Source organism: Streptomyces sp. NBC_00986, from assembly GCF_045162565.1.
In the GTDB taxonomy this organism is placed as follows: domain Bacteria; phylum Actinomycetota; class Actinomycetes; order Streptomycetales; family Streptomycetaceae; genus Streptomyces.
The window spans coordinates 8,080,145-8,106,685 of sequence record NZ_CP108733.1 but is presented as its reverse complement, the minus strand read 5'-3'; the positions used below and the strand labels follow the sequence as shown (position 1 = coordinate 8,106,685).

The window sequence follows — 26,541 nt, the reverse complement described above, 5'->3', positions numbered from 1 at the left end:
CGACACCGCTACGCACCCGCGTTCGACACCGCCACCACAACCCCCCGGTCCGCCGCCGGCGCCACCGCCGCCGTCACCCGTACCGCCGTCGCCCGGGCCACCCGGCCCGCGCGGGAGGTCGCCGCGAGAAGAGCCGGTTGGACGCGTTCCAGGGCGGAGACGAGGAGTTCCTCGCCCGCGATCAACACCGGTCCTGCCACCTTAGTAGTCGCCGCTGCGGCTTCCGTGAGGTCGGCCAGGGGCGGGAGCGCTGCCCGGACCACGTTCACGCCCGCGGTCGCCGCCCGTTGCGCAAGGGCGACCTGGAACGGCAGCAGCGGAGCCAGCGCCGCCGTCAACGCCTCGGCCACGCGCCGGAGTTCGGGCGACGCGTCGGCCAGGGTGTCGGCCAGCGCGCGGATCAGCGGGGTGAGGGCCAGCAGCACGCCCGCGGCCACTCCCGCCGCCGCCGGCAACAGCGGGGAAGCCGCCTCGACCAGGTCACCGAGTGCCGTGGCGAACTCCTCGACCGCCGGTTCCACCGCGTCCAGGATCGGCAGCAGGCTGTCACCGATCACCGTCAGCAGCGCCTGCGCCGGTGCGCTCACCGGGTGCACGGCCAGCGGGGCACCGGTCGTGCCGAGCCGGGTCAGGGTGTCGACGATGCGGTAGAACGCCTCCTGGGCCTGCGGCGACGCGCTCGCCTCGGCCAGTTCGGCGGTGGTCTCGCGCAGGACCCGTAGCGCCTCCGCGCCCGAACCGTCCCGTGGATCAAGGGTGTTGATCGCGATCCTGGTGATGTTCCCGGCCGTGTCCAGGAGTTGGCCGGTGATGTCGGTGGTGCTGCGTGCCATGCGCAGCACCTCGTCCCTGCTGGGGATCGAAGGAATCGTTGCCATGGGACCTGGGACCTCCTCGCCGTACGCAGACGTGCGCAGCGGTACGTGGACGAACACGACCAGGCCCAACCGGCCGCACCCGCTGCCCGGTACCGGTGGCCTCTGCTCAGCATGCCCCGTCCCCGGCCCCCCGAATGCGCCATCCGGGGCATCGACGACACCAACAACTTCCTGTTCACCGTTGAGTCGAACAGGTGCGGCTCGCCGTACCGATCTCTGGAACCAAAGAGGAGGTACGCGTGCGCACCATTGCCCGAGCCGTCCCCCCGACACCCGTTCTGCTCACCGCCGTCGCCCTGACCACCGCCGCCGGTTCGCTCCTGCTCCAGCCCCGCACCGCGGACGCCGCTCCCCGTCCCGTCCCGCGCCGGGGTTCCGCGCCCGACCCCACCATTCGTGAGGGCTCCGGCCCCGACCGGTACGCCGGCCTCGCGCCCGCCACCGCCGCCCGCCGCGCCCTCACCGCCACCGTCCCGCGCATCGACCCCCGCCTCGGCTACCCCCGCCGCCACCTCCTCTCCCCCGACCCGGCGAACCCCGCCGACACGTCACTGAAGCTCGGCCTCACCCCGTACCACGCCCTCGCCCCGCGCCTGAACTCCCTTCAACAGCTGGGCGATCGGGTGAGTGTCGAGGTCGCGGGTGTCTCGGTCGGCGGGCACCGGCTCTACCTCGTCACGGTCACCGCCCCGGAGACCGCCGACCAGGCCACCGCCCAGGAACGGATGCGCGAGCTCATCGAGAACGCGCCGGCCACCGCCGCCAAGTCCCCGGAGATCAAGGCCGGTTACAAGACCCCGGTGCTCTTCGACAACAACATCCACGGCGACGAACGCGAGGGCACCGACGCCTCCCTCGACCTCATCCAGCAGCTCGCGACCTCCAACGACGCCCGGACCAACGACCTGTTGGCGCACAGCCGCCTCTACTTCAACATCACCGCGAACCCGGACGGCCGTATCGCGGGCACCCGCACGAACGCCAACGGCTTCGATCTCAACCGGGACTTGATCACCGCCTCACAGCCGGAGGCCCGCGCGATCCGCGCGCTCACGATCGACAAACAGCCCGCCGTCCTGCTCGACCTGCACGGTTACGTCAACGGCACCCTCATCGAGCCGACCACTCCCCCGCACGGCGAGAACTACGAGTACGACCTCTTCCTCAAGAACACCTACGCCAACGCCCTGGGCATGGAGACCGCCGTCAACGGCCTCGGCTACACACCGGCCAAGGACGGCGTCGAGCCCGCCCAGATCCCCTTCCGCGACCAGGCGGAGGGCTGGGACGACTGGCCCCCTGTCTTCACCCCGCAGTACGCCGCCTTCCAGGGCGCGGTCGCCGCCCACACGGTCGAGATCCCGCTCCAGGTCGACAACTCGGCCTACGACACCCTCCCCACCACCGAGTTGCACCGCCGAGCCGCGATCAACGTGGCCGTAGCGGGCGCGGCCATGCGCGCCACTCTCGACTTCGCCCGCTCCCACCGCAGTTCGCTCATCGCCGACCAGATCGAGATGTTCCGGCGGGGAGCGGCGGGCGCCGAACAAGTACCCGTGTCGGCGCGGACCGTCCCGGGAGTCCCGGGCATCGGCCCCGAGGACGTCTGCACGACCGACTTCCCCCGCGCCTACACCATTGCGGCCGACACCGAGGGCGCCCGTCTCGTCGCGCACCTCATCGCCAACGACGTCCGCGTGCTACGCGCGGCGACCGGCGCGTACGTCGTCGACATGCACCAGCCCAAACGGGGCCTGGCGAACGCCCTGTTGGCCGACGGCCGTGACATCAGCGACAAGGTGACGGCGATGTACGACATCTCGGCCTGGAGCCTGGGCCGCCTGTGGGGCGCCAAGGTCGAGCCCGTACCCAGCCTCCCCGCCACGCCTCTCACCACCGTCGCCGCCCCCTCCCCCGTCGCCCACGTCGCCCCGCACGGCGACCTCCGCCTCCGCCTCACCGACCCGGCCGAGTTCGCGGCCCTCAACTCCCTGCTCCGCCAAGGGATTCCGGTACGACGGTCGGCGGACGGCAGCGCGATCGTGCCGGAGCCGGAGACCGAGGCGGCACGGGCGAAGGTGACCGAGGCCGCGACGGCCTACGACGTGGCATTCGAGCCCGCCGCCCCCTCAGCCCTCACCGGTACCACCGCACTCCACCCCCTCCGCGTCGCAGCAGCCGTCACCCCGGGTGAACTGTTCGCACTGCGGGAGATGGGCTTCGACGTCACACCCGTGTCGACGGACATCCTGAACGCCGGTTTCGACTGGTCGAAGGCCGATGTGCTGTTCGTCTCAACGGAGTTGGAGTACGGCGACCTGACCCCGACCGCCCGCACAGCCCTCGGCGCCTTCCTCTCCTCCGGGCACGGACTCGTCGGCCGGGGCGTCACCGGCGCCGCGCTCAGCTCGGCGACCGGGCTGCTCACGGCGACTCCCGTCGAGGGCGCCGAGGAGGCCAACGGCGTTGTACGGGTGGTGAATTCGGGGCCGATCACGACCGGCGCCCCGCCCTACGGCTTCGTCTACGCGCCGGTGTGGTTCACCGGACTCGGCGCCGGAGTCCGCGTGGAGCAGTCGTACGCGACCGGGAATCCGCTCCTCGCCGGGCACTGGCGGACGCGGGCGACAGACGGCTCCGGCGGTCCCGGGGACGCGGCGGGGCGGCCCTCGGTCGTCAGTGGCCGACACGCCGTGCTGTTCGGCACGGAGCCGCTCTTCCGGGATCATCCCAAGGGGGAACTCCCGCAGGTCGGGCGGGCGTTGTTCACCATGGCACACACGAGCGACGGCACACGCGCATTGGCACACGCGAGCAGCGGATCAGTCGAGGAGAGCAGATGACCCAGGAGATCCACGGCACCGTAGCCGACGGCTTCGAGGCGGTGCGGGAGGAGTTCGCCGCGGTGGTGGCGGTCGAACGCGCCGATTATGAGGGCCAGTTGTGTGCATACGTACACGGCCGGCGGGTCGTCGACCTGTGGGCGGGGCCACCTGGTACCGACGGCGACTCGCTCTATGGCGTGTTCTCGTCCACGAAGGGCGCCGCGCACCTCGTGGTGGCGCTCCTCGTGCAGGACGGCACGCTGGAGCTGGACCGCAAAGTGACGTACTACTGGCCGGAGTTCGCGTCCGAGGGCAAGGGCGCCCTGACACTGCGCGAGCTGCTCGCGCACCGGGCGGGGCTGGTCGGCACGGACACGGGCTTCACACTCGACGAGCTGGCCGACGACCGGGCGGTCGCCGAACGCCTCGCCGACCAGCGGCCGTTCTGGCGCCCGGGCACGGCCTTCGGCTATCACGCCCTGGTGATCGGCGCGTTGACCGGCGAGATCGTACGGCGGGCCACGGGCCGTTCACTCCGGGAGGTGCACGAGGAGAGAGTGCGGGCGCCGTACGGGCTGGACTTCTTCCTCGGGCTGCCCGCGGTGCACGAGCCCCGATTCCGCACCGTCCAGCCCCAGTTGCTCACCTCCGAGCAGGAGGCCGCGCGTGCCGCGGAGCCGGCCGGGCCGCACAGTCTCGCCGCGATCGCGTTCAACGAGCACGCGGCGCAGCCGACCGTCCTGGAGTCGCTGCCGAACGAGCGGGTGATCCGGGCGAAGGGTCCCGCGTCGGTCGGCGGGGTGGCGTCGGCGCGCGGACTCGCCGGGCTGTACGCGGCGGCGATCAGCGAAGTCGACGACCGGGCCGCGCTGTTGAAGCCGGACACGGCGGCCGAGTTCGGGCAGCTGCACTCCGTCGGGTACGACGTGGTGACCGGCACGCACCGGGCGTACGGCCTGGGTTTCCAGGCGACCGCGGACGCCTGGTACCCGTTCCTGGGCGCCGGCACCATCGGCCACAGCGGCGCGGCCGGCTCCCAGGCCTTCGCCGATCCCCGCAGCGGCCTGGCCTACGGCTACACCAGGCGCCGGTTCGCCTTCCCGGGCGGCGCGGCCCTGGAGAACGAGGGGTTGGTACGGGCGGTGCACAGCGCGGCGCTGGCCCAGTGACGGACGGAGGCCGCACCCCACGTCCAGGGGTGCGGCCTCGTCGTGGAAACGTCCTGCGTCAGAGCTTGACGATCATCTTCCCGGTGTTCTCCCCGCGCAGCTGCCCGAGGAACGCCTCCAGGTTGTTCTCGATGCCCTCGACGACCGTCTCGCGGTACTTCAGCTCGCCGGACGCGACCCACGCGCCGACCTCCTGGACGAACTGCGGCTGCAGGTCGTAGTGGTCGCCGACGAGGAAGCCCTCGATGCGGCCGCGGGTCTGGATGAGGCGGCTGAGGTTCTTCGGGCCGGGGGCGGGCTCGGTGTTGTTGTAGACCGAGATCATGCCGCAGATCGCGATGCGGCCGCGCTCGTTCAGAGAGCCGATCGCCGCCTCCAGGTGGTCGCCGCCGACGTTGTCGAAGTACACGTCGACGCCGTCCGGGGCGGCCTCGCGCAGCTGCTTGGCAACTGGGCCGTTCTTGTAGTTGAAGGCCGCGTCGAAGCCGTACTCCTCGACGAGGAGCTTGACCTTCTCGTCCGAGCCGGCCGAGCCGATGACCCGGGAGGCGCCCTTGAGCTTGGCGATCTGGCCAACCTGGCTGCCCACGGCACCCGCGGCGCCGGAGACGAAGACCGAGTCGCCCTCCTTGAAGGACGCGGTGCGCAGCAGACCGGCGTAGGCGGTGAGGCCGGTCATGCCGAGGACGCCGAGGTAGGTGGAGAGCGGGGCGAGGTCGGGGTCGACCTTGACCGCGCCCTTGGCGTCGATGGTCGCGTACTCGCGCCAGCCGCCGAAGTGCAGCACGTGGTCGCCGGGCGCGAAGCCCTCGGCGTTCGACTCGACGATCTCGCCGACCGCGCCGCCCTGCATGACCTTGCCGAGCTCGAAGGGGGCGGCGTACGACTTGCGATCGCTCATGCGCCCGCGCATGTACGGGTCGACGGACAGGTACTTGTTCCGCACCAGCACCTGGCCCTCGGCCGGGGCCCGGGTCTCGGTCTCCACCAGGGCGAAGTCCTCGGGCTTCGGCCAGCCGACCGGGCGGCTGAGCAGGTGCCATTCGCGGTTGATCATCACAAGCGCCTTTCGTAGTGCAGGGGGCCGTGCGGGGTGACTCGCATACTGCCAAATACTTCAGTACCTGAAACAACCATGCGCCTGAATATTTCATGATGTCAAGTAACGGGGTACTCTGAGCCCATGGCCACACCCGAAAAGACGCGCCGCTCCGACCCCGTGACCGTGGAGGTCGTCGAGCTGATCGGCGATGTCGTGGCGCGGTTCTACGCGGACTACGAGGAGGCGGCCGGCGACCACAGGCTGACCGGCGCGCAGGCCAGACTGCTCAGCCTGCTGTCCCTGGAGCCGCTGCCGATGCGCAAGCTGGCGCTGAAGCTGAAGTGCGAGCCGTCGAACGTCACCGGGATCGTGGACCGGCTGGAGACCCGCGGCCTGGTCGAGCGCCGCCCCGACCCCGCCGACCGCCGCGTGAAGCTGGCGGCGGCCACGGACGAGGGGCGCCGGGTGGCCCGTAGCCTGCGGGAGTCTCTACGGTTCGCCCGCGAGCCGCTGGCCGGATTGTCGGACGAGGAGCGGCTGGCGTTGCGGGGGTTGCTGCGGCGGATGCTGGAGGTCTGAGCCGGGTCACCCACGGGCGTCCGAGCCGAGCGGCTCAGCGGCACCGCTCGGGCCCTAGGAACACCACCACAGGATCTGCTTGCAGGTCTCCGAGGGCGACGGGGTGGGGCTCGGGTCCGAGGACGACGGGTCCGAGGACGGGGTGGTCGTCGGGTCCGTCGTGGACGTGGACGCGGGGGACGTGGCGCCGCCGCCGGTGTCCGTCGTGGGGGTCAGCGACGCCTTGGGGTCCTTCGTCTCCTTCGCGGACTTCGAAGGTGACGCGGACGGCGATGCCGACGCGTCCGCAGACGCCGTACCCGCGCTGGTTCCGACGGTCTTCGTGACGTCCAGGGGCTCCGCGGTCTGGCTGGCCTCCGCGTCCGAACCGCCTTCCGCGGACGCGCCCGGCGCCGCGGACCTGGAGGTCGAGAACGGCGCGTCCGTGCCGAGCTCTGCCAGGCTCAGGCCGCCCGCCGCCAGTACGAAACCAGCCGTTATCAGCAGCACCCGGCGCCGGCGCCTCCGGTGTGCCGCGGCCTTGCGATCGCGACGGCTCGCGCCCGCCGCGTCCGGGCTCTCCGCATCGCCGTCGTCGTCCCCGGCCATGTCCCAGGCGGTGTCGACCCGCCCGCGCCCGCGATTCCTCCGCCGCGCGGCACGCCCCTGGGGTTCGTCGTCCGCATCGTCCGGGCTCTCGGTGTCACCGTCCCCGACCGCGCCGAGGGCACTGTCTCCCCGGCCCCGCCCCCGGCTCTTCCGCCGAGCGGCACGCCCCTGGGGCTCGCCGTTCTCGGCGTCTTCCTCATGCCCGGCGTCAGGCGCGTCCGCGTCCTCGCGCGCGGTGCCGCCCGCGTTCGGGTGCGCGTCAACTGCGCCCGTGCGGGCCTGAGTCGAGTCGGCTGACGGTTCGGCTGATGCGCCGCACCCCGGGCACGCGAGGGCGCCGTTCAGGTGCCGGCCGCAGGGGTGGCAGTAGTCCATGACGCGGGAAGACTAAGTTCCTCACAGGTAACGTTCATAGTCGCGCCTGTGAAAGTTGTGTGGGGACGCGGCGGGAAACGACAAGAATCGACACGAACCGACGCCGCCGAGCGGTACGCCGATCGCGCCTCTTGCCGAAACCGTTACATGTTCGACCCATTGACACCCCCGCCCCACCGTCCTTACTGTCTGCCCAGCATTTCGAACGTGAGCCGATATTTCGAACAGCACTGAAGAGCACAGGGGGCATCTGCCGTGCGCATCACGGGAATCAGTACGCACGTGGTCGGGACGCCATGGCGCAATCTGACGTACGTCCAAGTGCACACCGACGAGGGCGTCACCGGCGTCGGCGAGACCCGGATGCTGGGCCACACCGACGCGCTGATCGGTTACCTGCGCGAGGCCGAGGCAAACCACATTCTCGGTTCCGACCCGTTCGCCGTGGAAGACCTCGTACGCCGGATGAAGTACGGCGACTACGGCCGGGCGGGCGAAATCGTCATGTCCGGCATCGCGGTGATCGAGATGGCCTGCTGGGACATCAAGGGCAAGGCCCTCGGCGTGCCGGTGTGGCAGCTGCTCGGCGGCAAGGTCACCGACAAGGTGAAGGCGTACGCGAACGGCTGGTACACCACCGAGCGGACCCCGGAGGCCTACCACAAGGCCGCCCAGGGGGTCATGGAGCGCGGGTACAAGGCGCTGAAGATCGACCCGTTCGGCACCGGGCACTTCGAACTCGACCACGAGCAGACCCTGTACGCGGTCTCCCTCATCGAGGCCGTGCGGGACGCGATCGGTCCGGACGCCGAGCTGATGCTGGAGATGCACGGCCGGTTCTCGCCCTCCACCGCCGTACGGCTCGCGCACGAACTCGCGCCGTTCAAGCCCGCGTGGCTGGAGGAGCCGGTCCCGCCGGAGAACCTGAAGGCGCTGGAGAAGGTCGCCGCGAAGGTGGACGTCCCCATCGCGACGGGTGAGCGCATCCACGACCGGATCGAGTTCCGCGAGCTGTTCGAGAGCCAGGCCGTCGACATCATCCAGCCCGACGTCGGTCACATCGGCGGTATTTGGGAGACGCGCAAGCTGGCCGCGACCGCCGAGGCGCACTACGTCCTCGTCGCCCCGCACAACGTGGGCGGCCCTGTCCTGACCGCCGCCTCGCTCCAAGTCGGCTTCTCCTCGCCGAACTTCAAGATCCTGGAGCACTTCAACGACTTCGCGGACGCCGACATCAAGAAGGTCGTCAAGGGCGCCCCGCAGGTGATCGACGGCTACTTCCACCTCTCGGACGCGCCCGGTCTCGGCGTCGAGCTGGACACCGACGCGGCGGCCGAATTCCCGCAGCAGCAGGCCCGGTTCGACCTGTGGGCGGACGGCTGGGAGCAGCGCAAGCCGAAGGGTTCGAAGTGAGCACGGCGGTCGTCATCGAGGCACCGGGCGAGCACCGGCTGGCCTCGCACGAGCCGCGCCGGCCGGACGCGGGCGAGGCGCTGGTGCGCGTCCACGCGGTCGGCATCTGCGGCAGCGACCGCGAGGTGTACCAGGGCAACAGGCCCGAGGGCTACGTCCGTTACCCCCTCACCCCGGGTCACGAGTGGTCCGGCACGGTGGAGGTCGTGGGCGCCGGGGTGCCCGCAACTCTCGTGGGCCGCAAGGTGGTTGGCGAGGGCTTCCGCAACTGCCAGGTCTGCGACCGCTGCCACGCGGGCGAGACGACACTGTGCACGGCGGGCTACGAGGAGACCGGCTTCACCCAGCCCGGCGCGATGGCCGCCACGCTCACGCTCCCCGCCCGACTCCTCCATGTCCTCCCGGACGAGGCCGACTTGACGGCGGCGGCGCTGCTGGAGCCGGCGGCGTGCATCGCGGCTGCCGCGCTGAAGGCCAATGCCCGCCCGGGCGAGCGGGTCGCGGTGGTCGGGACCGGCACGCTCGGGATGTTCGCGGTGCAGTTCCTGAAGGCGGGCTCGCCGGCCGAGTTGCTCGTGGTGGGTTCACGCCCGGATCGGGCGGCCCTCTCCGAGCAGTTCGGCGCCACGGACTTCCGCACGAAGAACGAGCCCCTCCCGGACGACTTCGACGTGGTGATCGAGACCGCCGGCTCCGCGGACGCGGCCCGTACGGCCGCCTCCCTGCTCCGGCGCGGCGGACGCCTCGTCCTCACCGGTATCCCCGCGCCGGGCGCCGAGGGTCTCGACCCGACCGATCTCGTCGTACGGCAGCTGGAGGTGCACACCGTCTTCGGGGCACCGCCGGACGCCTGGGCGCACACGGTGCGGGTCTTCGGGGCGGGCCTGCTCGATCCACTTCCCCTGGTCACCCATGAGCTGCCGCTCGCCGAGTTCCCGCAGGCCATCGAGCTGGTGGGGTCCGGCGATCCCAAGGTCGGCAAGGTGCTGCTGCGGCCGTAGGAAACCCCAGCCGTGCGCCGGCACGGGGTGACCTGACCACCCCGTGCCGGCGTACCACCAGAGTCTTTTTCTACCCCGAGCCGCGAACCTCGTCCGAAATACCGAACGCGAAGGACAGCAAGTGACCGACACCGCCACGGCAGCCCGCCGGCCCGGGGAGCAGGCCCTCTCCGCGCTCGGCCTGGGCGCGCCCGCCCTCGACCCCGCCGACGCCTCCACCCACACCTTCCCGGACGGCGGTCGCTGGCGCACCGAGATCCCCTCGTGCGAGGGGCCCGAGGCGCTGGCGGTCATCCTCAAGGAGTCCTCGCGCCTGGACGTGCCGATCCACCGGATCAGCCAGGGCAGCGGTGTGTGGATGCTGACCGACGCCGAGATCACCGAGATGGTCGAGGCCAGCGCCGAACGCGACATCGAGCTGTGCCTGTTCACCGGTCCGCGCGGGACGTGGGACATCGGCGGGTCGGTCCGCTCCGACTCGCGCGGCGGCGGCCTGCGCGCCCGGGGCCATGACGCGGTCGCCGGGTGCATCGAAGACGCCGTACGGGCAACGGAGTTGGGCGTCAAGTGCCTGCTCGTCGCGGACGAGGGCGTGCTGTGGACGTTGCACCGGGCGCGGTTGGCGGGCATCATCCCCGCCGGCACCACCCTCAAGGTCTCGGCGTTGATCGGTCCGGTCAACCCGGCGGCGTACGCGGTGTACGAACGCCTGGGTGCGGACTCGCTCAACGTGCCGAGTGATCTGACGCTGGATCACCTGACGGAGATCCGGCGGGTGTCGGCGGCCCCCATGGACATGTACATCGAGGCGCCGGACGACCTCGGTGGCTACATCCGGATGTACGAGGTCGCGGAACTCATCCGCCGGGGCGCCCCCCTGTACCTGAAGTTCGGCCTCTCCAAGGCCCCCGGCATCTACCCGTGGGGCACCCACCTGCGCGACGTCACCCTCGACACGGCGCGCGAGCGGGTCCGCCGGGGCCGGCTGGCCCTGGACCTGCTCGCGAGGCACGGCGCGGACGGGGACATGGCTCCACTGGGGTCCAGGTTGCCGGGTTCCCTCAACCGTTTCCCGACCGAGAGTGCCACTGACTGATCGACGGGGGCTGCGGGCCGCCTGTGGCTGGTCGCGCAGTTCCCCGCGCCCCTAAGAAACGCACCCCCGGTTTCCAGGTGCGCCTCTCAAACGCAGGCCCGCTGTCCAGGGGCGCGAGGAACTGCGCGACCAGCCCCCACCGGGCCCGCACCACACAACACAACCCGCACCACCAAAGCCCGCACCACCCGCACCTCTTCAACACAGGCCCGCTTCCGAAGGGGCGCGAGGAACTGCGCGACCAGCCCTCACCGGGCCGCACCGCACAACACAACCGGCACCACCCCGCACCCGCACAACCGAACCCCGCATCCTGAACCACCCCCCACGCTCGCTGCCCCTCTCAACGACGAGAAGAATGAGGCCAGTTCACATGCGCATCCGCAGAAGCGCCCTCCCCCTGATAGCCGGCGCCGCCACCCTCGCGCTGACCCTGTCCGCGTGCGGCCAGAGCGGTTCGGGCGGCAGCAAGGAGAAGGAGAGCAGCGCCAAGGGCGGCACGATCGGCATCGCGATGCCGACGAAGTCCTCCGCGCGCTGGATCTCCGACGGCAACAACATGGTCAAGGACCTCAAGACCAAGGGCTACAAGACCAAGCTGGTCTACGGCGAGGACGACCCGGACACCCAGGTCTCGCAGATCGAGAACATGATCACCCAGGGCGTCAAGGGCCTGATCATCGCGGCCATCGACAACAAGTCCCTGAACAACGTGCTCCAGGAAGCCGCCGCCGCGAAGATCCCGGTCATCGCCTACGACCGCCTGATCCTCGGCACGAAGAACGTCGACTACTACGCCTCGTTCGACAACGAGAAGGTCGGCACCCTCCAAGGCACGTACATCGCCGAGAAGTTGGGGCTGACCACCGGCAAGAAGGGCCCGTTCAACATCGAGCTGTTCGCCGGCTCGAACGACGACAACAACACCAAGTACTTCTTCGACGGCGCGATGAAGGTGCTCCAGCCGTACATCGACAAGAAGGAACTGGTCGTCAAGTCCGGGCAGACCGCGCTCAACAAGGTCACCACCCTGCGCTGGGACGGCACCAAGGCGCAGAACCGCATGGAGGACATCCTCACCGGCTCCTACAAGAGCGGCCGGGTCGACGCGGTGCTGTCGCCCTACGACGGCATCTCCATCGGCATCCTGTCCGCGCTGAAGTCGGACGGCTACGGCTCGTCCAGCAAGCCGCTGCCGGTCATCACCGGCCAGGACGCCGAGCTGGCCTCGGTGAAGTCGATCATCGCCGGTGAGCAGACGCAGACCGTCTACAAGGACACCCGCCAGCTCGCCAAGGTCGCGGACACCATGATCGACGACGTCCTCAACAAGAAGACGCCGCAGACCAACGACACCAAGACCTACGACAACGGCACCAAGGTCGTCCCCGCCTACCTGCTGCAGCCGGTGAGCGTCGACAAGACGAACTACGAGGACGTGCTGGTCAAGGGCGGGTACTACACGGCCGCGCAACTCAAGTAAGTCCGCGGCCCGTTACCCGACCCCACACTTGATTGGTAGGCACGACCATGGCGGGACCCGTCCTGGAAATGCGCTCGATCGTCAAGACCTTTCCCGGTGTCAAAGCGCTGTCGGACGTCACCTTGACGGTCCGTCAGGGCGAGGTCCACGCCATCTGCGGTGAGAACGGCGCCGGGAAGTCCACCTTGATGAAGGTGCTCTCCGGCGTCCATCCGCACGGCAGTTACGAGGGCGACATCCTCTTCGAAGGAGAGGAGTGCCGCTTCCGCGACATCCGGGCGAGCGAGCAGCGCGGCATCGTGATCATCCACCAGGAACTGGCACTGGTGCCGTTCCTCTCCATCGCGGAGAACATCTTCCTCGGCAACGAGCACGCCTCGCGCGGGCTCATCAACTGGAACGAGACCCTGCGGCACGGCACCGAACTGCTGCGCCGGGTGGGCCTGAGCGACCACCCGGAGACCCGCGTCGCCGACATCGGCGTGGGAAAGCAGCAGCTGGTGGAGATCGCGAAGGCGCTGTCGAAGAAGGTGAAACTGCTCATCCTGGATGAGCCGACGGCGGCCCTGAACGACGAGGACAGCGGCAAACTCCTCGATCTCATCCTGGAGTTGAAGAAGCAGGGCATCACCTGCATCATCATTTCGCACAAGCTGAACGAGATCCGCAAGGTCGCCGACTCGGTGACGATCCTGCGCGACGGCCGCTCCATCGAGACCCTCGACGTGAAGGCGCCGGAGACGACCGAGGAGCGAATCATCTCCGGCATGGTCGGCCGCGACCTCGACCACCGCTTCCCCGAGCGCACTCCGTACGAGGGCGAGCCCGAGGCGGCACCCGCGCTGGAGATCCGCGGCTGGACCGTGTTCCACCCGATCGACCAACAGCGCAAGGTAGTTGACGATGTGTCAATAAATGTGCGCAGGGGCGAGATCGTCGGCATCGCCGGACTCATGGGCGCCGGCCGCACCGAACTCGCGATGAGCGTCTTCGGCCGCTCCTACGGCCGCTACGCCGGCGGCACGGTCCTCAAGGACGGCCAGGAGATCCGCACCAAGTCCGTCGCGGAGGCGGTCAAGCACGGCATCGCCTATGTCACCGAGGACCGCAAGCACTACGGCCTCAACCTCATCGACACGATCAACCGGAACATCTCGCTGGCCGCCCTGAACAAGGTCTCCCAGCGCGGTGTGGTCGACGAGCAGGAGGAACGTCAGGTCGCCGAGCGGTTCCGCAAGTCGATGAACATCAAGGCGCCGACGGTGTTCGAGCCGGTGGGCAAGCTGTCCGGCGGCAACCAGCAGAAGGTCGTCCTCAGCAAGTGGATCTTCGCGGGTCCCGAGGTGCTGATCCTGGACGAGCCCACGCGTGGTATCGACGTGGGCGCCAAGTACGAGATCTACACGGTCATCGACCAACTCGCCGCCGAGGGCAAGGCGGTGGTCTTCATCTCCTCCGAACTGCCGGAGCTGCTCGGCATGTGCGACCGCATCTACACGATGGCGGCGGGCCGGCTGACCGGTGAGGTGCCCCGGGCCGAGGCCACGCAGGAAGTGCTGATGCGCCAGATGACGAAGGACAAAGAGGTAACCCGATGAGCACGGACGTGACCGCCAAGAGCCCGGCCCCCGCGCCGCCGGGCGGGAGCGGATCGACCGCGGGCGGCGGCCTGTTGCAGCTGATACTCGGTGGCCTACGGCGCAACATGCGCCAGTACGGCATGCTGATCGCCCTCGGTCTGATCGTGATCTTCTTCGAGGTCTGGACCGGCGGGGACCTGCTGCTGCCGCGCAACGTCTCCAACCTGGTGCTGCAGAACAGCTACATCCTGATCCTCGCGATCGGCATGATGATGGTCATCATCGCCGGGCACATCGACCTGTCGGTCGGTTCGCTGACGGCGTTCGTGGGCGCCTTCGCGGCGGTCCTGATGGTCAATCACCAGGTGCCGTGGCCTGTCGCGTTGGTGCTGTGCCTGCTGATGGGCGCCGTAGCGGGCTCCGTACAGGGGCTGTTGATCGCCTACGCGGGCATACCGTCGTTCATCGTCACCCTCGCCGGCATGCTGCTCTTCCGCGGCCTCACCGAGATCCTGCTCCAGGGCCAGACGCTGGGCCCCTTCCCCAACGGCCTGCAGAAGATCGGCAACGGCTTCCTGCCCGCGGTCGGCCCGAACACCAACTACCACAACATCACGCTGCTGTTGGGGCTCGTGATGATCGCCGCGGTGGTGTGGCAGGAGGTACGCGACCGGCGCCGGCAGCAGGAGTTCTCGCTCGACGTGCCGCCCGTCAAGCTGTTCCTGCTCAAGCTCGTCGCGATCGTCGCCGCGATCGCCTGGCTCACCATGCTGCTCGCCAGCTACGACGGTGCGCCGATCATCCTGATCATCCTCGGTGTCCTGGTGGCCGGTTACGGCTACGTGATGCGCAACACCGTCTTCGGCCGCCACATCTACGCGATCGGCGGCAATCTGCCGGCCGCGAAGCTGTCCGGCGTCAAGGACAAGCGCGTCACCTTCCAGGTGTTCCTGAACATGGGCGTGCTCGCGGCCCTGGCGGGTCTGGTGGTCACCTCCCGCCTCAACGCGGCCTCGCCGAAGGCGGGCGACGGCTTCGAACTGGAGGCCATCGCCTCCTCGTTCATCGGTGGCGCGTCCATGAGCGGCGGTGTCGGCACCGTCCTCGGTGCCATCATCGGCGGTCTCGTCCTCGGCGTGCTGAACAACGGCATGAACCTCCTCAGCGTCGGCACCGACTGGCAACAGGTCATCAAGGGCCTCGCCCTGCTGACCGCGGTCGGCTTCGATGTGTGGAACAAACGCAAGTCCGGTTCGTAACTTCAGCGCGACGCTCCGCTGGGAAGGCCGTACGAAAACTGCGGGCCGTACATGGCTGGTCGCGCACACGCGGCGGTAGCCGCATTTCGATACAGCCCCGCGCCCCTTTGGGGCGCGGGCCCAGCGGGGCCCCTCCAACTCACATGGGAGAGCCGCTACATGGAAATGAACAGACGCACGGTCATTGCAGGTGCCGCGGCAGCCGGTATCGCCGCGAGCGCGCTCGGTACGGGTACGGCGGAGGCGGCCTCGGGAGGCGGAAAGCCCGTGAAGGAACTCTTCGGCACCCTCGCCGACGGGACGAAGGTCTACCGCTGGTCCCTGGCCAACGGCGGCACCCGCCTGAAGGTCCTCTCCTACGGCGGCATCATCCAGTCGCTCGAACTCCCGGACCGGCACGGCAAGTACGCCAACGTGTCGCTCGGCTACGACAACCTCGCCGCGTACGTCGCCGGCACCACGTTCTTCGGCGCGACCATCGGCCGGTACGGAAACCGCATCGCCAAGGGCCAGTTCACCCTCGACGGCAAGGCGTACCAGCTCTCCGTCAACGACGGCGTGAACAGCCTGCACGGCGGTGCCAAGGGCTTCAACACGAAGGTCTGGGACATCGAGCCCTTCACCAAGGGTTCAGACGTCGGCCTCTACCTCCACTACACCAGCGTGGACGGCGAGATGGGCTACCCCGGCACCCTCAAGACGAAGGTGACCTTCACCCTCACCAAGCACGGCGACTGGCGTATCGACTACGAGGCCACCACCGACAAGCCGACGGTCGTCAACCTCACCAACCACACGTACTTCAACCTCGCGGGCGAGGGCAGCGGCGGCATCTACGACCACGAACTCTCCATCGCCGCAAGCCGGTACACGCCCACGGACTCGGGTCTGATCCCCACGGGTGAGCTGGCACCGATCGCGGGTACGCCCTTCGACTTCCGCAAGGCCAAGCCGATCGGGCGCGACATCCGCGCCGGGCACCCGCAGCAGGTCACCGCGAAGGGGTTCGACCACAACTGGGTGCTGGACAAGGGGGTCACGGCGAAGCCCGAGCACATCGCGACGCTGCGGGACCCGTCATCGGGGCGGACGTTGAAGATCTCCACGGACCAGCCGGGGCTGCAGTTCTACTCGGGCAACTTCCTGGACGGCACGCTGATCGGCACGTCCGGCCGCACCTACCGGCAGGGCGACGGCCTGGCCCTGGAGACCCAGCACTTCCCGGACTCCCCGAACGAGCCGTCCTGGCCGACGACGGTCCTGCGCCCCGGTCAGACGTACCGCACGACGACGATCCACTCGTTCGGCAACTGATCCACTCGTTCGGCAACTGAGTTCGGACCCGGGGTTCCCGAACACACACCATTTTCACATCCGTTGAACAGCGCCACTCGCGTCTCCGTATCCATGAGTGGCCCGTGCTCCCCCGCGCGGGCCACCCAAGACGACGGGCCCGGTCGTCCCCGCCGGGCCCGCCTTCATACGGAGGTTCCATTGGTCGACTCCAACGTCACCTCGCTGTTCCGCAGTACGGCGGCGCACAGCCCGTCGATGGCGGCGTTGGCGCGTGAGAGCGACGGCACCGGGCCGGTGGACTTCTGTATCCCGTGCAACCCGTACTTCCCCACCCCCGCCATGTTCGACGACATGGCGGCCCGGCTGCGCGAGATCATCACGTACTACCCGAGCAGCGCCGACACGATAACGGCCGAGCTCTGCAACCTGCTCCAACTCCCGCCGCAGTGCGTGGCGATGGGCAACGGTTCCACCGAACTGATCACCTGGATCGACCACTTGATGGTCCGGGAGTCCCTCGCCATCCCCGTCCCCACCTTCGGCCGCTGGACCGATCAGCCCATGGAGACCGGCAAGCGGGTCGACATGTTCCCGCTCCAGGAGTCCAGCGGCTTCGCCCTCGACCTCTCCCAGTACGCGGAGTTCATCCGCAAGCGCAACACCAAGGTCGCGGTCATCTGCAACCCGAACAACCCCGACGGCGGCTTCATCCACAAGCAGGCACTGGTCCAGTTCATGGACGCCATGGCCGACTTGGACCTGATCGTCATCGACGAGTCGTTCCTGGAGTTCGCCGACGCGGAGGTCGAGCCCAGCGTCGTCCAAGAGGCGATGATCCGCCCCAACGTGGTCGTCCTGCGCAGCCTCGGCAAGAACTTCGGCCTGCACGGCATACGGTTCGGCTACCTCGTCGCGAACCCCGCCCTGGCCGGCCGTATCCGCACGATGCTGCCCAAGTGGAACCTCAACGCCTTCGCGGAACATGTGGTGTTCATCCTCAAGGAGCACGGCGCGGAGTACGCGCAGAGCCTCCAGCAGGTGCGCCGCGACCGGCTCGACATGGCGAGCCATCTCTCCGCGCTGCCCGGCCTGACGGTCTATCCGTCGCAGGGCAACTTCCTCTTCGTACGTCTCCCCGTCGGCGCCGAGGGAACCGTGGTCCGGGACCGGATGCTCACCGAGCACCGCATCCTGGTCCGCGAGTGCGGCAACAAGATCGGTTCGTCCAGCCGCTTCCTGCGGCTCGTGGTGCGCCCCCAGACGGACGTGCGTCGCCTGGTGTCCGGCATGGAACAGGTGCTCTACGGGACCAGGAGGGGAGCCGCCGTACCCGAGTTGAGTACAGGGACCAACTACAGCTCGGGTACGGCGGCCGTGGACCGCCTTGTCGGGGCGACGAACGGGGCGGGGTTGCAGAACCTCGCCGCGCAGGCCCTCGGCACGGGAACGTCGGGGGTCGGCATGCCCATGCCGGTGCCGATGCCTGCGGCGGCTCAGATGCCGATGCAGCCTCAGCCGGTGCCCATGCAGGTGCCGCAGCCGCAGCCTGTGCCTCAACCCCAACAGCCGCAGCCTCAGCCGCAGTTCGAGCCGATGGTGGCTGCCGCGCAGGTTCAGCAGATGCCGATGCAGCAGGCTCCGCCGCCGCAGATGCCCCAGCAGCCTTACGGTGTCCCCGCGCCGGCGCCCATGCCTCCGCAGGGGCCTACGCCTACCGGTGTGCCTGCGCGTAATGGGCTTACTGCGGCGCAGGTTCGGGGGGCTACCAGTCCTAATGGGATGCAGAACTTGGCGCCGGCGCCTGCGACCGGGTGGCCTAATGCGCAGAGTTGGCCCAATGCTGCGGGGATGGGGCAGGCGGGCTGAGGGGTCGTTGCCGGGTGCGGGTGCGTGGGGACTGGTCGCGCAGTTCCCCGCGCCCCTAGAGGGCATCGCTCCTTACCGCGTTTAGAAGTGAGGCTCCTAGCGGTAGCGGCCGGCAGCCCTGTACCTCGAAGCCTGCCTTCTCCAGCAGCTGCCGGTAATGATGCTCGTCGCGCTCTTGGCCGCCTACGTTGCACAGCATGTGGACGTCCCAGGCGACCGCTGTCGGTGTGGGCAACAGGCGTTCCACCAGCAGGAGTTGGGCGCCCGGGCGCATTGCCTCCGCACACCTGCTGAGGATCGTCAGGCAGCGGTCGTCGTCCCAGTCGTGCAGGACTCGGGACAGGAGGTAGACGTCTCCGCCTTCCGGTACGGAGCGGGTGAAGTCGCCGGCTACGAACGAGCAGCGTTCGGTGAGTTGGGTGCGGGCGGCTTCCAGGGCGCCGGGGCGTTCGTAGAGGACGCCCTCCAGGTGGGGGTGGGATCGGAGCAACCGGCCGAGCAGCGCGCCGTTTCCGCCGCCTACGTCCACCACTCGGCGTGCCTTCGAGAAGTCGATCAGTGTCGGTACCGGGGTGAACATCTCCGCGCTGGCCGCCATCGACCGGTGGAACAGGCTTCCCAGTTCGGGGTGTTGGGCGAAGTACGCGAAGTGGTGCTGGCCGTTGCGGTGGGCGAAGGCTTCCTCGCCGGTGCGGACCGAATGGGTCAGGCCCGCGAAGGAGTCGTAGAACGGGCCCGCGTAGAGCTTCGCCAGCGGGGCCAGTGAGAACTCCGTTGCTGTGCGCAGGGGTTGGCCTGCCGCCGTCAGGTGGTAGGTGTCGTCTGCCGCCGTCAGCAGGCCGAGCGTCGTCAGGTAGCGGAGCAGGCGGCGTAGTGCGTCCGGGTTCGTCGCGGTGAGGGTTGCCAGGCGTTCGGCGGGCATGCCGGGGTGGTCTGCCAGGTGGTCCGCGATGTTCAACTCGGCCATGGTGGCGACCGCTTGGGTGGCCCAGGCTCCGGTCATCACGGTGAGCAGGGTTGTCGTCGGGTCGGGGAGCGGGTCGTGGCGGCCGGGGAGGCGGAGTTCGAAGCGGCGGTGGGTTGTCGTGCGGTGGTAGAGGACGGTGACGTTCTCGTGGCCGTTGTAGCCGCCGCCGTCCGGGACCGCGCCGCCCCGTTCCTGGAGGAGGAGTCGTAGGCCCGCGGGGACCACCGGGCCGGGGGCCGTGACCGCGAAGGCGTGGTGGGACTCGTGGTCCGCCTCGCGTTCGTCGGCCGCCACCGCCTCCAGTGCCGAGTCGGGGGGTACGGGAAGCGCGAAGATCTCCACGCTGCGGGTGCCGACCGCCACGTGCACGATGCCCACCGGGATGTCGGCGAGTTCCGGGCCGTAGCGGCGGGTCAGGCGGTCGCGGACCACGACGCTCGGGGTGACCGGGCCCGGTTCGAGGCCCAGCCGGCGGAGTTCCTCGCAGAGGCCGTCCAGGGAATCGGGGAAGACCAGGACCGCCGTGTGGTCGAAGACCAAGTGGCGTGCCACGTCGGCCCGTTCGGCCGGTGTGAGGGCCGGGAGGAGTTCGGCCAGGACCTGGTCCGTGTCGTGGGTCGCGACGTAGGCCGCCGCGCGCTGGATGCGTGCTACGTCGGCTGCGGCGAGGCGTGCCTGTACGACGGGGAGGTTCATGAAGGGGTTCCCGGTGAATCGTGGGGACGGGAGACGGGAGACGAGCGAGCGGGACACGGGGTCAGATGCCCGTGTAGTTCTCGGCGAAGAAGTCCTGGTGCGTGCGGGATGTGCGCAGGCTGTCCAGGCGGGCGTACTGGAGCGCGCGGCCGTAGCGGGCGTGGGCCTCGACGGTGTGGTCGGCGTCCTCGGCGGACGGGCCGTGCAGCAGGCCGCTCATCCAGTGCGAGAACTCGTGGGCCCGCCAGACGCGGGGCAGGCAGTCGGCCGCGTAGCGGTCGAGGTCGCTGTCGTCGGCGTGCTTCAGGGCCAACGTCAGTGCCCGGGCGAGGCGTTCGGCCTGGAGTACGGCGAGGTTGGCGCCCTTCGCCGCGGAGGGGCTGATGAGGCCGGCCGCGTCGCCCGCCAGCCAGAGGTGGCCGGTGCCGGGGGTGTCCAGGACGTCGGAGCGCAGGTCCACGACCGCCTTCTCCAGGACCGGGCCGTCCTTGAGCTGGCCGAACTCGTCCACACGGAGCCGGGTCGCCAGCTCGGTCCAGACGCGGTCCTCGTTCCAGTCGGCGGGGTCGGTTCCGCGCGGGCACTGGAGGTAGTAGCGGGTGACGGTCGCCGTACGGGCCATGTGGCCGGCGAATCCCCGTTCGTGCAGGGCGTATCCGACGGCTTCCATGCTCGGCGGGGCCTCGACCAGGACCGCAAGCCAGCTCACGCCGTGGTCCCAGCGGGCGGTGCGCGTCCCGTGGGCGGTCATGGTCGCGCGGGCGACTCCCCGGTGTCCGTCGCACCCGGCGACGTAGCGTCCGGTGATGTCCGTGCCGTCGGACGTCCGTACCCGGCCGCCTTCGGAGATCTCCTCGGCCTCCGTGTCGAAGCGGATCTCGCCGCCGCGTCGGAGGTACTCGGCGAGGAGGTCCCGCACCAACTCCTGCTGGGGGTAGACCGTGTGGACCTCGCCGCGCCCCAACTCGCCGTAGTCGAGGGTGAATTCACCTTGCTCGCTACGGAAGAGGCAGGTCCGGTGGGTGTGACCCTTGGCCAACAGCCCGTCCGCGAGCCCGTGTCGGGTGAGGACGCGGACGGAGTGGGCGGCCAGGAATCCCGCTCTGGCCCGCCCCTCCACCGCCTCGCGTCCGCGCCGTTCCAGGATCACGCAGTCGATGCCCTGGTCCAGCAGCAGGTTCCCCAGGACGAGCCCCGCCGGGCCCGCCCCGACGATCACCACCCCGGTCCGTGCCCCGGAGTCGAATCGTTTCCCCACATCCACCCCTGATCTTGCTTTTTCGGCCAAGGGGTTTCATATCAGCCAGATCAGGGTGATGAGGAATCGAAAGCGGCTTCTTAGCCCATAAGGGCCAACTGGGCATATGTCAGTGGTCGTTGTCCAAGTGCAGCTTGAGCAGGTCCACGCCGTAATCGCCTCCGTTGGGGGTCCGGATGATGGTGTGGATGTGCTGCTGGGTCGGCGTTCCATTGGGACCCCCCATTCCACCCTTCGTGCCGTAGGCCAACGGCGACTGGGCGTCGTACTCGATGAGGACGACCGGGCTGTGCACGCGGTAGTAGAAGGCGGCGGAGTCCTTCGTCTCGCCCATCCAGTAGAAGTAGGTCGAGTCGAGGTGGTCCTCGACCTCCGACATCTTCACCTCGGCGTGGCCGTCGTTCATGTTGCCGACGTAGACGCGCACCAGGTCGAGCAGGTGCTGCTTCTGGGCGCTGGTGAACTCCTTTGCCACCAAGCCCTGATAGGCGAGCTTGGCGTTGTCCTGCCCGGCCCCGGCCTTCATGTCGTCGCCGGACTTCTTGGTGCTGGAGATCACCTTGGCGCACTGGGCGGCGGTGAGGGAGCGCAGGAGGGTGAGACCGGCCTTGGTCTCCGTCTTGAAGAGGGTGATCTTCTCGCCCTTGTAGGTGGCGGAGGTCGGCTCGGACCCCATGAAGGTCGGGGTCATCACGACCTGGTCGCCGAGTACGAAGAAGTTGATGGCCACGTGGTGACCCTCGTACTGGAAGCCCCACGGCTTGGTGGTGGACGGCGTGCCCATGAAGGTGAAGAAGTACGCGCCCTCGGTGAGCGTCTCCCGGTTGCCGCCGCTGTAGTCGCCGAGGAAGGCGTTGAGCTTCATGATGTTGCGGGTCTGGGTGAGCCCGTCGGCGGAGAGGGCGGCGCCGAGCAGCGCGTAACCGAGGTTGCGCTTCGTGGCCGTGATGTCGCCCATCCGGACACCCTTGCGCTGGTACCCGTCGACGTTGCTCCAGGCAAGCCACTCGTCGTTGTCGACGTCGAACGTGCAGGACTTGCGTTCCTTGGCGCTGAGCCCGTCGAGGAAGGCCTGCGCGGCCTTGACGATCCCGTCGGTCGACACGTCGGTGGAGTGGATCGAGTAGAGCCCGTCGGTGATCGTGCCGTTGGTGGTCACGCCTTTGAAATCGGCGTACTTGACCTCGCTCTGTCCGGGACCCATGCCGCTGCCGCCCCCTCCCCCGGGCCCGCCGGAAGGCATCGCGCCGGTGGGCATGCCACCGCCGGGGCCGCCCGAGGGGGCGCCGTTCGGGGCGCCGGAGGACGAGGACGCGGTGGCCGTGCCGGAGGCGTCCGACGAGCAGCCGGTCATGGTCGCGAAGGCGGCGACTCCGCCGGTGAGCAGCGCCGTGTTCATGAACCAGCGGCGGCTGCGGTCGGCTTCGGGGGTGCGGGGGCGGTGTCCGTGCATACCGGCCAACCTCCCGCACCAACCTGAGCCGAACCTGAAGCGTCGTCCAGCCGCCTGACCAGTGCCAACCACCTGGGCAGGTCGATTTCCGCCCTTACGGTCTTGCCCGGCGGCGGCACCCGTTCCACCACCTCCCACCGGTCCGCGAGCGCCTCCACGATCACGAGCCCCCGCCCGTTCTCGTCGAGCGGATCAGGCTGTTCTACGGCACCGGGTGCGGGTGGACGTGGTCCGGTACGGGTGTCGGTGACCTCGATGCGGACACTCCCGGTGACGAGGGAGAGCCGGAGTTCGAAGTCCCGCCCGGGTACGCGGCCGTGGGTGACGGCGTTGGCGGCGAGTTCGGCGACGATCGCGCCGGCGGTGTCGGAGGCGTCGCTGCCGTGCGGGATGCCCCAGGCGTGGAGTTGGTGCAGGGCGAGGTGCCGGGCGAGGCGGGCGCCTCGGGGGGTGGGGCTGAAGCGCTGGGTGAACGTACGTACGGTGACGGGGGGTTGGGTGGTCATGTGCCCAATGTGGCGTTCGCGAGGGCCAGTTCACCAGCACCTCGGCCCGTACGCTGCGGCAGCGTACGGGGTCACACGCTGGACAGTACGCGCTACGTTCCGTAACCATGTCCGGGGGAGGTGGGTGACCATGGTCGAGGGCAGCGGTGAGCCTGAAGTATCCGACAGCCTGCGAACGTTCGGGGCGATGTTGCAGGCCCTGCGCGAGCATGCGGGGCTGAGCCGGGAGGAGTTCGGGCGGCAGATCCAGTACTCCAAACACACCGTGGAATCGGTGGAGTTGGGGCGACGGATGCCGGACACGCTGTACGTGGAGCGGTCGGAGCCGGTGCTGGGCAACACCGGGGCGGTGCGGCGGGGTGCGGAACATCTGGAGCGGCGGCCGGGGTTGGCGGCCTGGTTCCGGCAGTGGGCGCTGAAGGAGAAGACGGCGATCACGCTGTACACGTACGAATGCCGGTTGATTCCTGGGCTGTTGCAGACGGAGGCGTACGCGCGGACGCTGTTCACTGAGCAGTTGCCGCCGTTGAACGACTCGCAGATCGAAGCGCAGTGGGTGGAACGGGAGAAGCGGCAACGGCTGCTGTGGGACCGGCCGAACACGGCGTTCAGCTTCATCCTGGAAGAGGGGCTGTTCCTGCGCCGCACAGGCGGAGTTGAGGTCACGCGGGGGCTAATCGACCATGTACTGACGATCGCCGCGTTGCGGAACGTCGAGGTCCAGATCATGTCGCAGGTCCGGCAGAGCCATGCAGGGCTGGACGGCCCCATGCAGCTACTAGAAGAGCCCAACAACCGTTGGTACGCCTACTGCGAGGGACAGGAGAGCGGGCTGCTCGTAGCTGATCGAAAAGTGGTGAGCATGCTCCAGATGCGATATGCCAGAATGCGATCGCAGGCTCTCACCATCCAAGACTCCTTGAGCCTGTTGCAGCGCATGCGAGGAGACCTATGAGCACCACTGAGCTGGCCTGGTTCAAGAGCAGCTACAGCAGCGGCGGTTCCGGTGACTGCGTCGAGGTGGCTGCCTGCCCCACCACCATCCACATCCGCGACTCCAAGAACACCCAGGGCCCCCAGCTCGCCCTCACCCCCACCACCTGGACGGAGTTCATCCGCACCGTCTGAGTCAGCTCGGGGATCGTGACCGCTGCCTGCGCAGGGGGCACTCCGTCCCGGCGCGGGCGGTCAACTCGGCGCGGAGTGCGGCCAGTTCGGCCATGCGGGTGTCGATGACGCGGATCTTGTCGGCGAAGAGCGCGGACAGCGCCTCCGCCTGGTCCGGCGCCCCGCTCAACTCCTCGCCGTGCTGCGCTATTTCGGCCAGCGAGAAGCCGAGCGCCTGCGCCGTACGGACGTATTCGAGCCAGGGCACCGCCTCCGGTGGGTACTCCCGATAACCGTTCGCCCGCCGCTCGCTGGTGAGGATCCCCACCTGCTCGTAGAACCGCAGGGCATCCCTGGTCAGCCCCACCCGCTCCGCCAACTCCCCGATACGCATGCCCTCATGATGACTTGACCTTGGACCCCACTCCACTGTTTAGCGTGAGCGGCATGACAACCAGCCCCCACCCCACCGGCCTCCCTCATCTCCGCTATCTCCGCGTCGTCCGCGCCAGCGCCTGGTACGACCTCGTCGTCACGGCGGGCTTCGCGACGCCGTGGACGTACGCGCTGGTGCACGACACTCTGTCGTCGCTGGGAAGGGCCTGGGGGCTGGGCGTACTGCCCGAACTCGACCCGATACAGACCCTGTACGCGAACCTGATGGGCTCGGTGGTGGTCGTCTGGGCCGTCCTGCGTCTGGTCCGGCCGCTGCCTCTGCACGGTCTGCTCGACGGTGTCGCCCGCACCCTGTTCACGGCCTGGCAGGCCTACGCCCTCACCCAGGGCGCCCCGCGGTTCCTCTGGCTGTTCCTGTGCGTGGAGGCGGTGTTCGGAGTCCTCCAACTGGCGCCGTGGTGCCGCCCCGGAGCCGGCCTGCCCCACGCGGCGAGGGCGGCCTGGGCCGACCGCCCGGGCGCACGGTGACGGAACCTGCCCACCTCCGCCGATGAGTCGACCGCAGACGCGACGACCGCGCATGCGCCGCTCCCGTGTGCGACACCCGCGGATGCGATGATGCGGCCATGGCACAGTCACCGCAGGAACCGCAGGACTCCTCGGTCACCGAGGACGGAATGACCGCGGCCCAGGCCGTCGACCGGATCGAGGCCGCCGCGCACCCGCGTCCGCACGATCGCCGCCTGCATGCCCGCGGGGCCGTGTACGACGCGCGGTTCGTGCCCACCGGGCGGATCGCGAAGTGGACGACGGCCGCCTGTCTCACCGCCGAGTCCGACGCGGTCATCCGGTTCTCGAACGGCTCCGGCAACTTCGCCGCCGACGACCGGGCGCGTGGCGTGCGCGGGATGGCGGTGAAGTTCCTTGCGGGCGACGGCAGTAGCGATGACACCAAGGCCGTCATGGACCTCGTCGCCGCGAACTTCCGGGTCTTCCCCAGTCACAATCCCGAGGGGTTCATCGAGCTCGTCGAGGCGCTGGGCATGGCGGGCACGGAGGGCAGGTTCGCCGACCGCGCGAAGGGGAAGCTTGCCGCCGCAGGGAAGTTCGCGACCGTCCTGGCCCAACACCCGGAAAGCCGGGGCGCGTTGAAGTCCTTCGCCGGGCAGCAAGCACCCGTCAGTTTCGCCACCACCCGCTACGACGGGCTGCACGCCTTCGTCCTCGTCGACGAGTCGGGCGTGCGCCGTCCCTTCCGCTACCGTCTCGTGCCCCAGCTCGGCGAGGTCGAGATCGATCCCGCGTACGCCGCGACCCTCGCCCCCGACTTCCTCATCGGCGACCTCGACTCCCGCCTCGAGACCGGGCCAGTCACCTTCACCGTGGTGTACCAGCTCGCGGAGCCGAACGATCTGACACATGACCCCTCCCAGGCGTGGCCGGAACACCGCCCGCTGATCCCGGCCGGCCACCTGCACGTGACGGCCCGCTCGCCGCGCGAGGACCACTGGCAGCACCAGGTCTTCGACCCCACCCGCCTCGCCCCCGGCGTCGAAGCCTCCGACGACAAGATGCTGGCCTTCCGCCGCCACGCGTACTCCGTCTCGGCGGAACGCCGACTCGCTCCCTGACTCGACCTCGAGCTGTACCCCTCTTTTCCCGTGCCCCCGAAGGACCCTCCCCGCAAAAGTGTGACACTTCAGCGAAA

23 protein-coding genes are annotated in these 26,541 nt (G+C 69.2%); 15 read left to right on the top strand and 8 right to left on the bottom strand.

The window, feature by feature from the left end; genetic code table 11:
- Positions 1–8 precede the first annotated feature (8 nt).
- Positions 9–878 carry a hypothetical protein gene (locus OG504_RS36270; protein WP_405993576.1) on the bottom strand — a complete coding sequence of 290 codons (870 nt, stop codon included), beginning with the start codon at positions 876–878 and terminating at the stop codon, positions 9–11.
- A 239-nt stretch (positions 879–1,117) separates the two neighbouring features.
- Here OG504_RS36270 and OG504_RS36265 point away from each other — a divergent pair, with 239 nt between their 5' ends.
- Both OG504_RS36265 and OG504_RS36260 read left to right on the top strand, forming a co-directional pair.
- Positions 1,118–3,721: a M14 family zinc carboxypeptidase gene (locus tag OG504_RS36265; protein WP_405993575.1), complete on the top strand. Its 2,604-nt coding sequence runs from the start codon at positions 1,118–1,120 to the stop codon at positions 3,719–3,721.
- Positions 3,718–4,872: a serine hydrolase domain-containing protein gene (locus OG504_RS36260; protein WP_405993574.1), complete on the top strand. Its 1,155-nt coding sequence runs from the start codon at positions 3,718–3,720 to the stop codon at positions 4,870–4,872. Before OG504_RS36265 ends, OG504_RS36260 begins: the two co-directional genes overlap by 4 nt.
- A gap of 58 nt (positions 4,873–4,930) precedes the next feature.
- Here OG504_RS36260 and OG504_RS36255 read toward each other — a convergent pair whose 3' ends face one another.
- Positions 4,931–5,929, bottom strand: a complete 999-nt coding sequence (locus OG504_RS36255) for an NADP-dependent oxidoreductase (protein ID WP_405993573.1) — start codon at positions 5,927–5,929, stop codon at positions 4,931–4,933.
- A 126-nt stretch (positions 5,930–6,055) separates the two neighbouring features.
- Between OG504_RS36255 and OG504_RS36250 the strand changes: the two genes are divergently transcribed.
- Entirely contained in the window at positions 6,056–6,493 is a 438-nt protein-coding gene (locus OG504_RS36250) for a MarR family transcriptional regulator (protein ID WP_327404352.1), read from the top strand.
- Between the two features lie 54 nt (positions 6,494–6,547).
- Here OG504_RS36250 and OG504_RS36245 read toward each other — a convergent pair whose 3' ends face one another.
- Entirely contained in the window at positions 6,548–7,456 is a 909-nt protein-coding gene (locus OG504_RS36245) for a hypothetical protein (protein ID WP_405993572.1), read from the bottom strand.
- A gap of 255 nt (positions 7,457–7,711) precedes the next feature.
- On the opposite strand from OG504_RS36245, the gene OG504_RS36240 reads away from it, so the two are divergent.
- The 8 genes from OG504_RS36240 to OG504_RS36205 all read left to right on the top strand — a co-directional run bounded on the left by OG504_RS36240 (position 7,712) and on the right by OG504_RS36205 (position 18,450).
- Positions 7,712–8,869, top strand: coding sequence for a mandelate racemase/muconate lactonizing enzyme family protein (locus OG504_RS36240; protein ID WP_405993571.1), 1,158 nt, complete (start codon positions 7,712–7,714; stop codon positions 8,867–8,869).
- Positions 8,866–9,870: a zinc-binding dehydrogenase gene (locus OG504_RS36235; RefSeq protein ID WP_405993570.1), complete on the top strand. Its 1,005-nt coding sequence runs from the start codon at positions 8,866–8,868 to the stop codon at positions 9,868–9,870. The genes OG504_RS36240 and OG504_RS36235 overlap by 4 nt, the downstream gene beginning before the upstream one ends.
- A gap of 121 nt (positions 9,871–9,991) precedes the next feature.
- The gene (locus OG504_RS36230; protein ID WP_405993569.1) at positions 9,992–10,966 is read left to right on the top strand and encodes a hypothetical protein; all 975 of its coding nucleotides are present in this window, start codon (positions 9,992–9,994) and stop codon (positions 10,964–10,966) included.
- 373 nt (positions 10,967–11,339) lie between these two features.
- Positions 11,340–12,449: a multiple monosaccharide ABC transporter substrate-binding protein gene (gene chvE, locus OG504_RS36225; protein ID WP_405993568.1), complete on the top strand. Its 1,110-nt coding sequence runs from the start codon at positions 11,340–11,342 to the stop codon at positions 12,447–12,449.
- A 47-nt stretch (positions 12,450–12,496) separates the two neighbouring features.
- Complete coding sequence (gene mmsA, locus OG504_RS36220; RefSeq protein ID WP_405993567.1) at positions 12,497–14,047, top strand: multiple monosaccharide ABC transporter ATP-binding protein; 1,551 nt, start codon at positions 12,497–12,499, stop codon at positions 14,045–14,047.
- Positions 14,044–15,288 carry a multiple monosaccharide ABC transporter permease gene (gene mmsB / locus OG504_RS36215; RefSeq protein WP_405993566.1) on the top strand — a complete coding sequence of 415 codons (1,245 nt, stop codon included), beginning with the start codon at positions 14,044–14,046 and terminating at the stop codon, positions 15,286–15,288. Before mmsA ends, mmsB begins: the two co-directional genes overlap by 4 nt.
- 159 nt (positions 15,289–15,447) lie before the next feature.
- A complete protein-coding gene (locus OG504_RS36210; protein WP_405993565.1) occupies positions 15,448–16,602 on the top strand; it encodes an aldose epimerase family protein in 1,155 nt (384 codons plus the stop codon).
- A 237-nt stretch (positions 16,603–16,839) separates the two neighbouring features.
- Complete coding sequence (locus tag OG504_RS36205; RefSeq protein WP_405996530.1) at positions 16,840–18,450, top strand: pyridoxal phosphate-dependent aminotransferase; 1,611 nt, start codon at positions 16,840–16,842, stop codon at positions 18,448–18,450.
- 55 nt (positions 18,451–18,505) lie between these two features.
- Here the strand turns inward: OG504_RS36205 and OG504_RS36200 are convergent, their stop codons facing one another.
- From OG504_RS36200 to OG504_RS36185, 4 genes are all read right to left on the bottom strand, one after another.
- Positions 18,506–20,113 (bottom strand): methyltransferase, encoded by a 1,608-nt coding sequence (locus tag OG504_RS36200; protein WP_405993564.1) that lies wholly within the window; start codon positions 20,111–20,113, stop codon positions 18,506–18,508.
- Positions 20,114–20,174: 61 nt separating this feature from the next.
- Positions 20,175–21,371: a 4-hydroxybenzoate 3-monooxygenase gene (locus OG504_RS36195; RefSeq protein ID WP_405993563.1), complete on the bottom strand. Its 1,197-nt coding sequence runs from the start codon at positions 21,369–21,371 to the stop codon at positions 20,175–20,177.
- 109 nt (positions 21,372–21,480) lie between these two features.
- A complete protein-coding gene (locus OG504_RS36190) occupies positions 21,481–22,824 on the bottom strand; it encodes a DUF3500 domain-containing protein (RefSeq protein ID WP_405993562.1) in 1,344 nt (447 codons plus the stop codon).
- The gene (locus tag OG504_RS36185) at positions 22,767–23,330 is read right to left on the bottom strand and encodes an ATP-binding protein (protein WP_405993561.1); all 564 of its coding nucleotides are present in this window, start codon (positions 23,328–23,330) and stop codon (positions 22,767–22,769) included. The genes OG504_RS36190 and OG504_RS36185 overlap by 58 nt, the downstream gene beginning before the upstream one ends.
- Positions 23,331–23,460: 130 nt before the next feature.
- Between OG504_RS36185 and OG504_RS36180 the strand changes: the two genes are divergently transcribed.
- Both OG504_RS36180 and OG504_RS36175 read left to right on the top strand, forming a co-directional pair.
- Positions 23,461–24,285 carry a helix-turn-helix domain-containing protein gene (locus OG504_RS36180; protein ID WP_405996529.1) on the top strand — a complete coding sequence of 275 codons (825 nt, stop codon included), beginning with the start codon at positions 23,461–23,463 and terminating at the stop codon, positions 24,283–24,285.
- Positions 24,282–24,458 carry a DUF397 domain-containing protein gene (locus tag OG504_RS36175; RefSeq protein ID WP_405993560.1) on the top strand — a complete coding sequence of 59 codons (177 nt, stop codon included), beginning with the start codon at positions 24,282–24,284 and terminating at the stop codon, positions 24,456–24,458. Before OG504_RS36180 ends, OG504_RS36175 begins: the two co-directional genes overlap by 4 nt.
- Before the next feature lies 1 nt (position 24,459).
- Here the strand turns inward: OG504_RS36175 and OG504_RS36170 are convergent, their stop codons facing one another.
- Positions 24,460–24,831, bottom strand: a complete 372-nt coding sequence (locus OG504_RS36170) for a MerR family transcriptional regulator (protein WP_405993559.1) — start codon at positions 24,829–24,831, stop codon at positions 24,460–24,462.
- A gap of 53 nt (positions 24,832–24,884) precedes the next feature.
- Between OG504_RS36170 and OG504_RS36165 the strand changes: the two genes are divergently transcribed.
- Both OG504_RS36165 and OG504_RS36160 read left to right on the top strand, forming a co-directional pair.
- Positions 24,885–25,361: a hypothetical protein gene (locus OG504_RS36165; protein ID WP_405993558.1), complete on the top strand. Its 477-nt coding sequence runs from the start codon at positions 24,885–24,887 to the stop codon at positions 25,359–25,361.
- A 98-nt stretch (positions 25,362–25,459) separates the two neighbouring features.
- Entirely contained in the window at positions 25,460–26,464 is a 1,005-nt protein-coding gene (locus OG504_RS36160; protein ID WP_405993557.1) for a catalase, read from the top strand.
- The last annotated feature ends 77 nt before the right edge of the window (positions 26,465–26,541 follow it).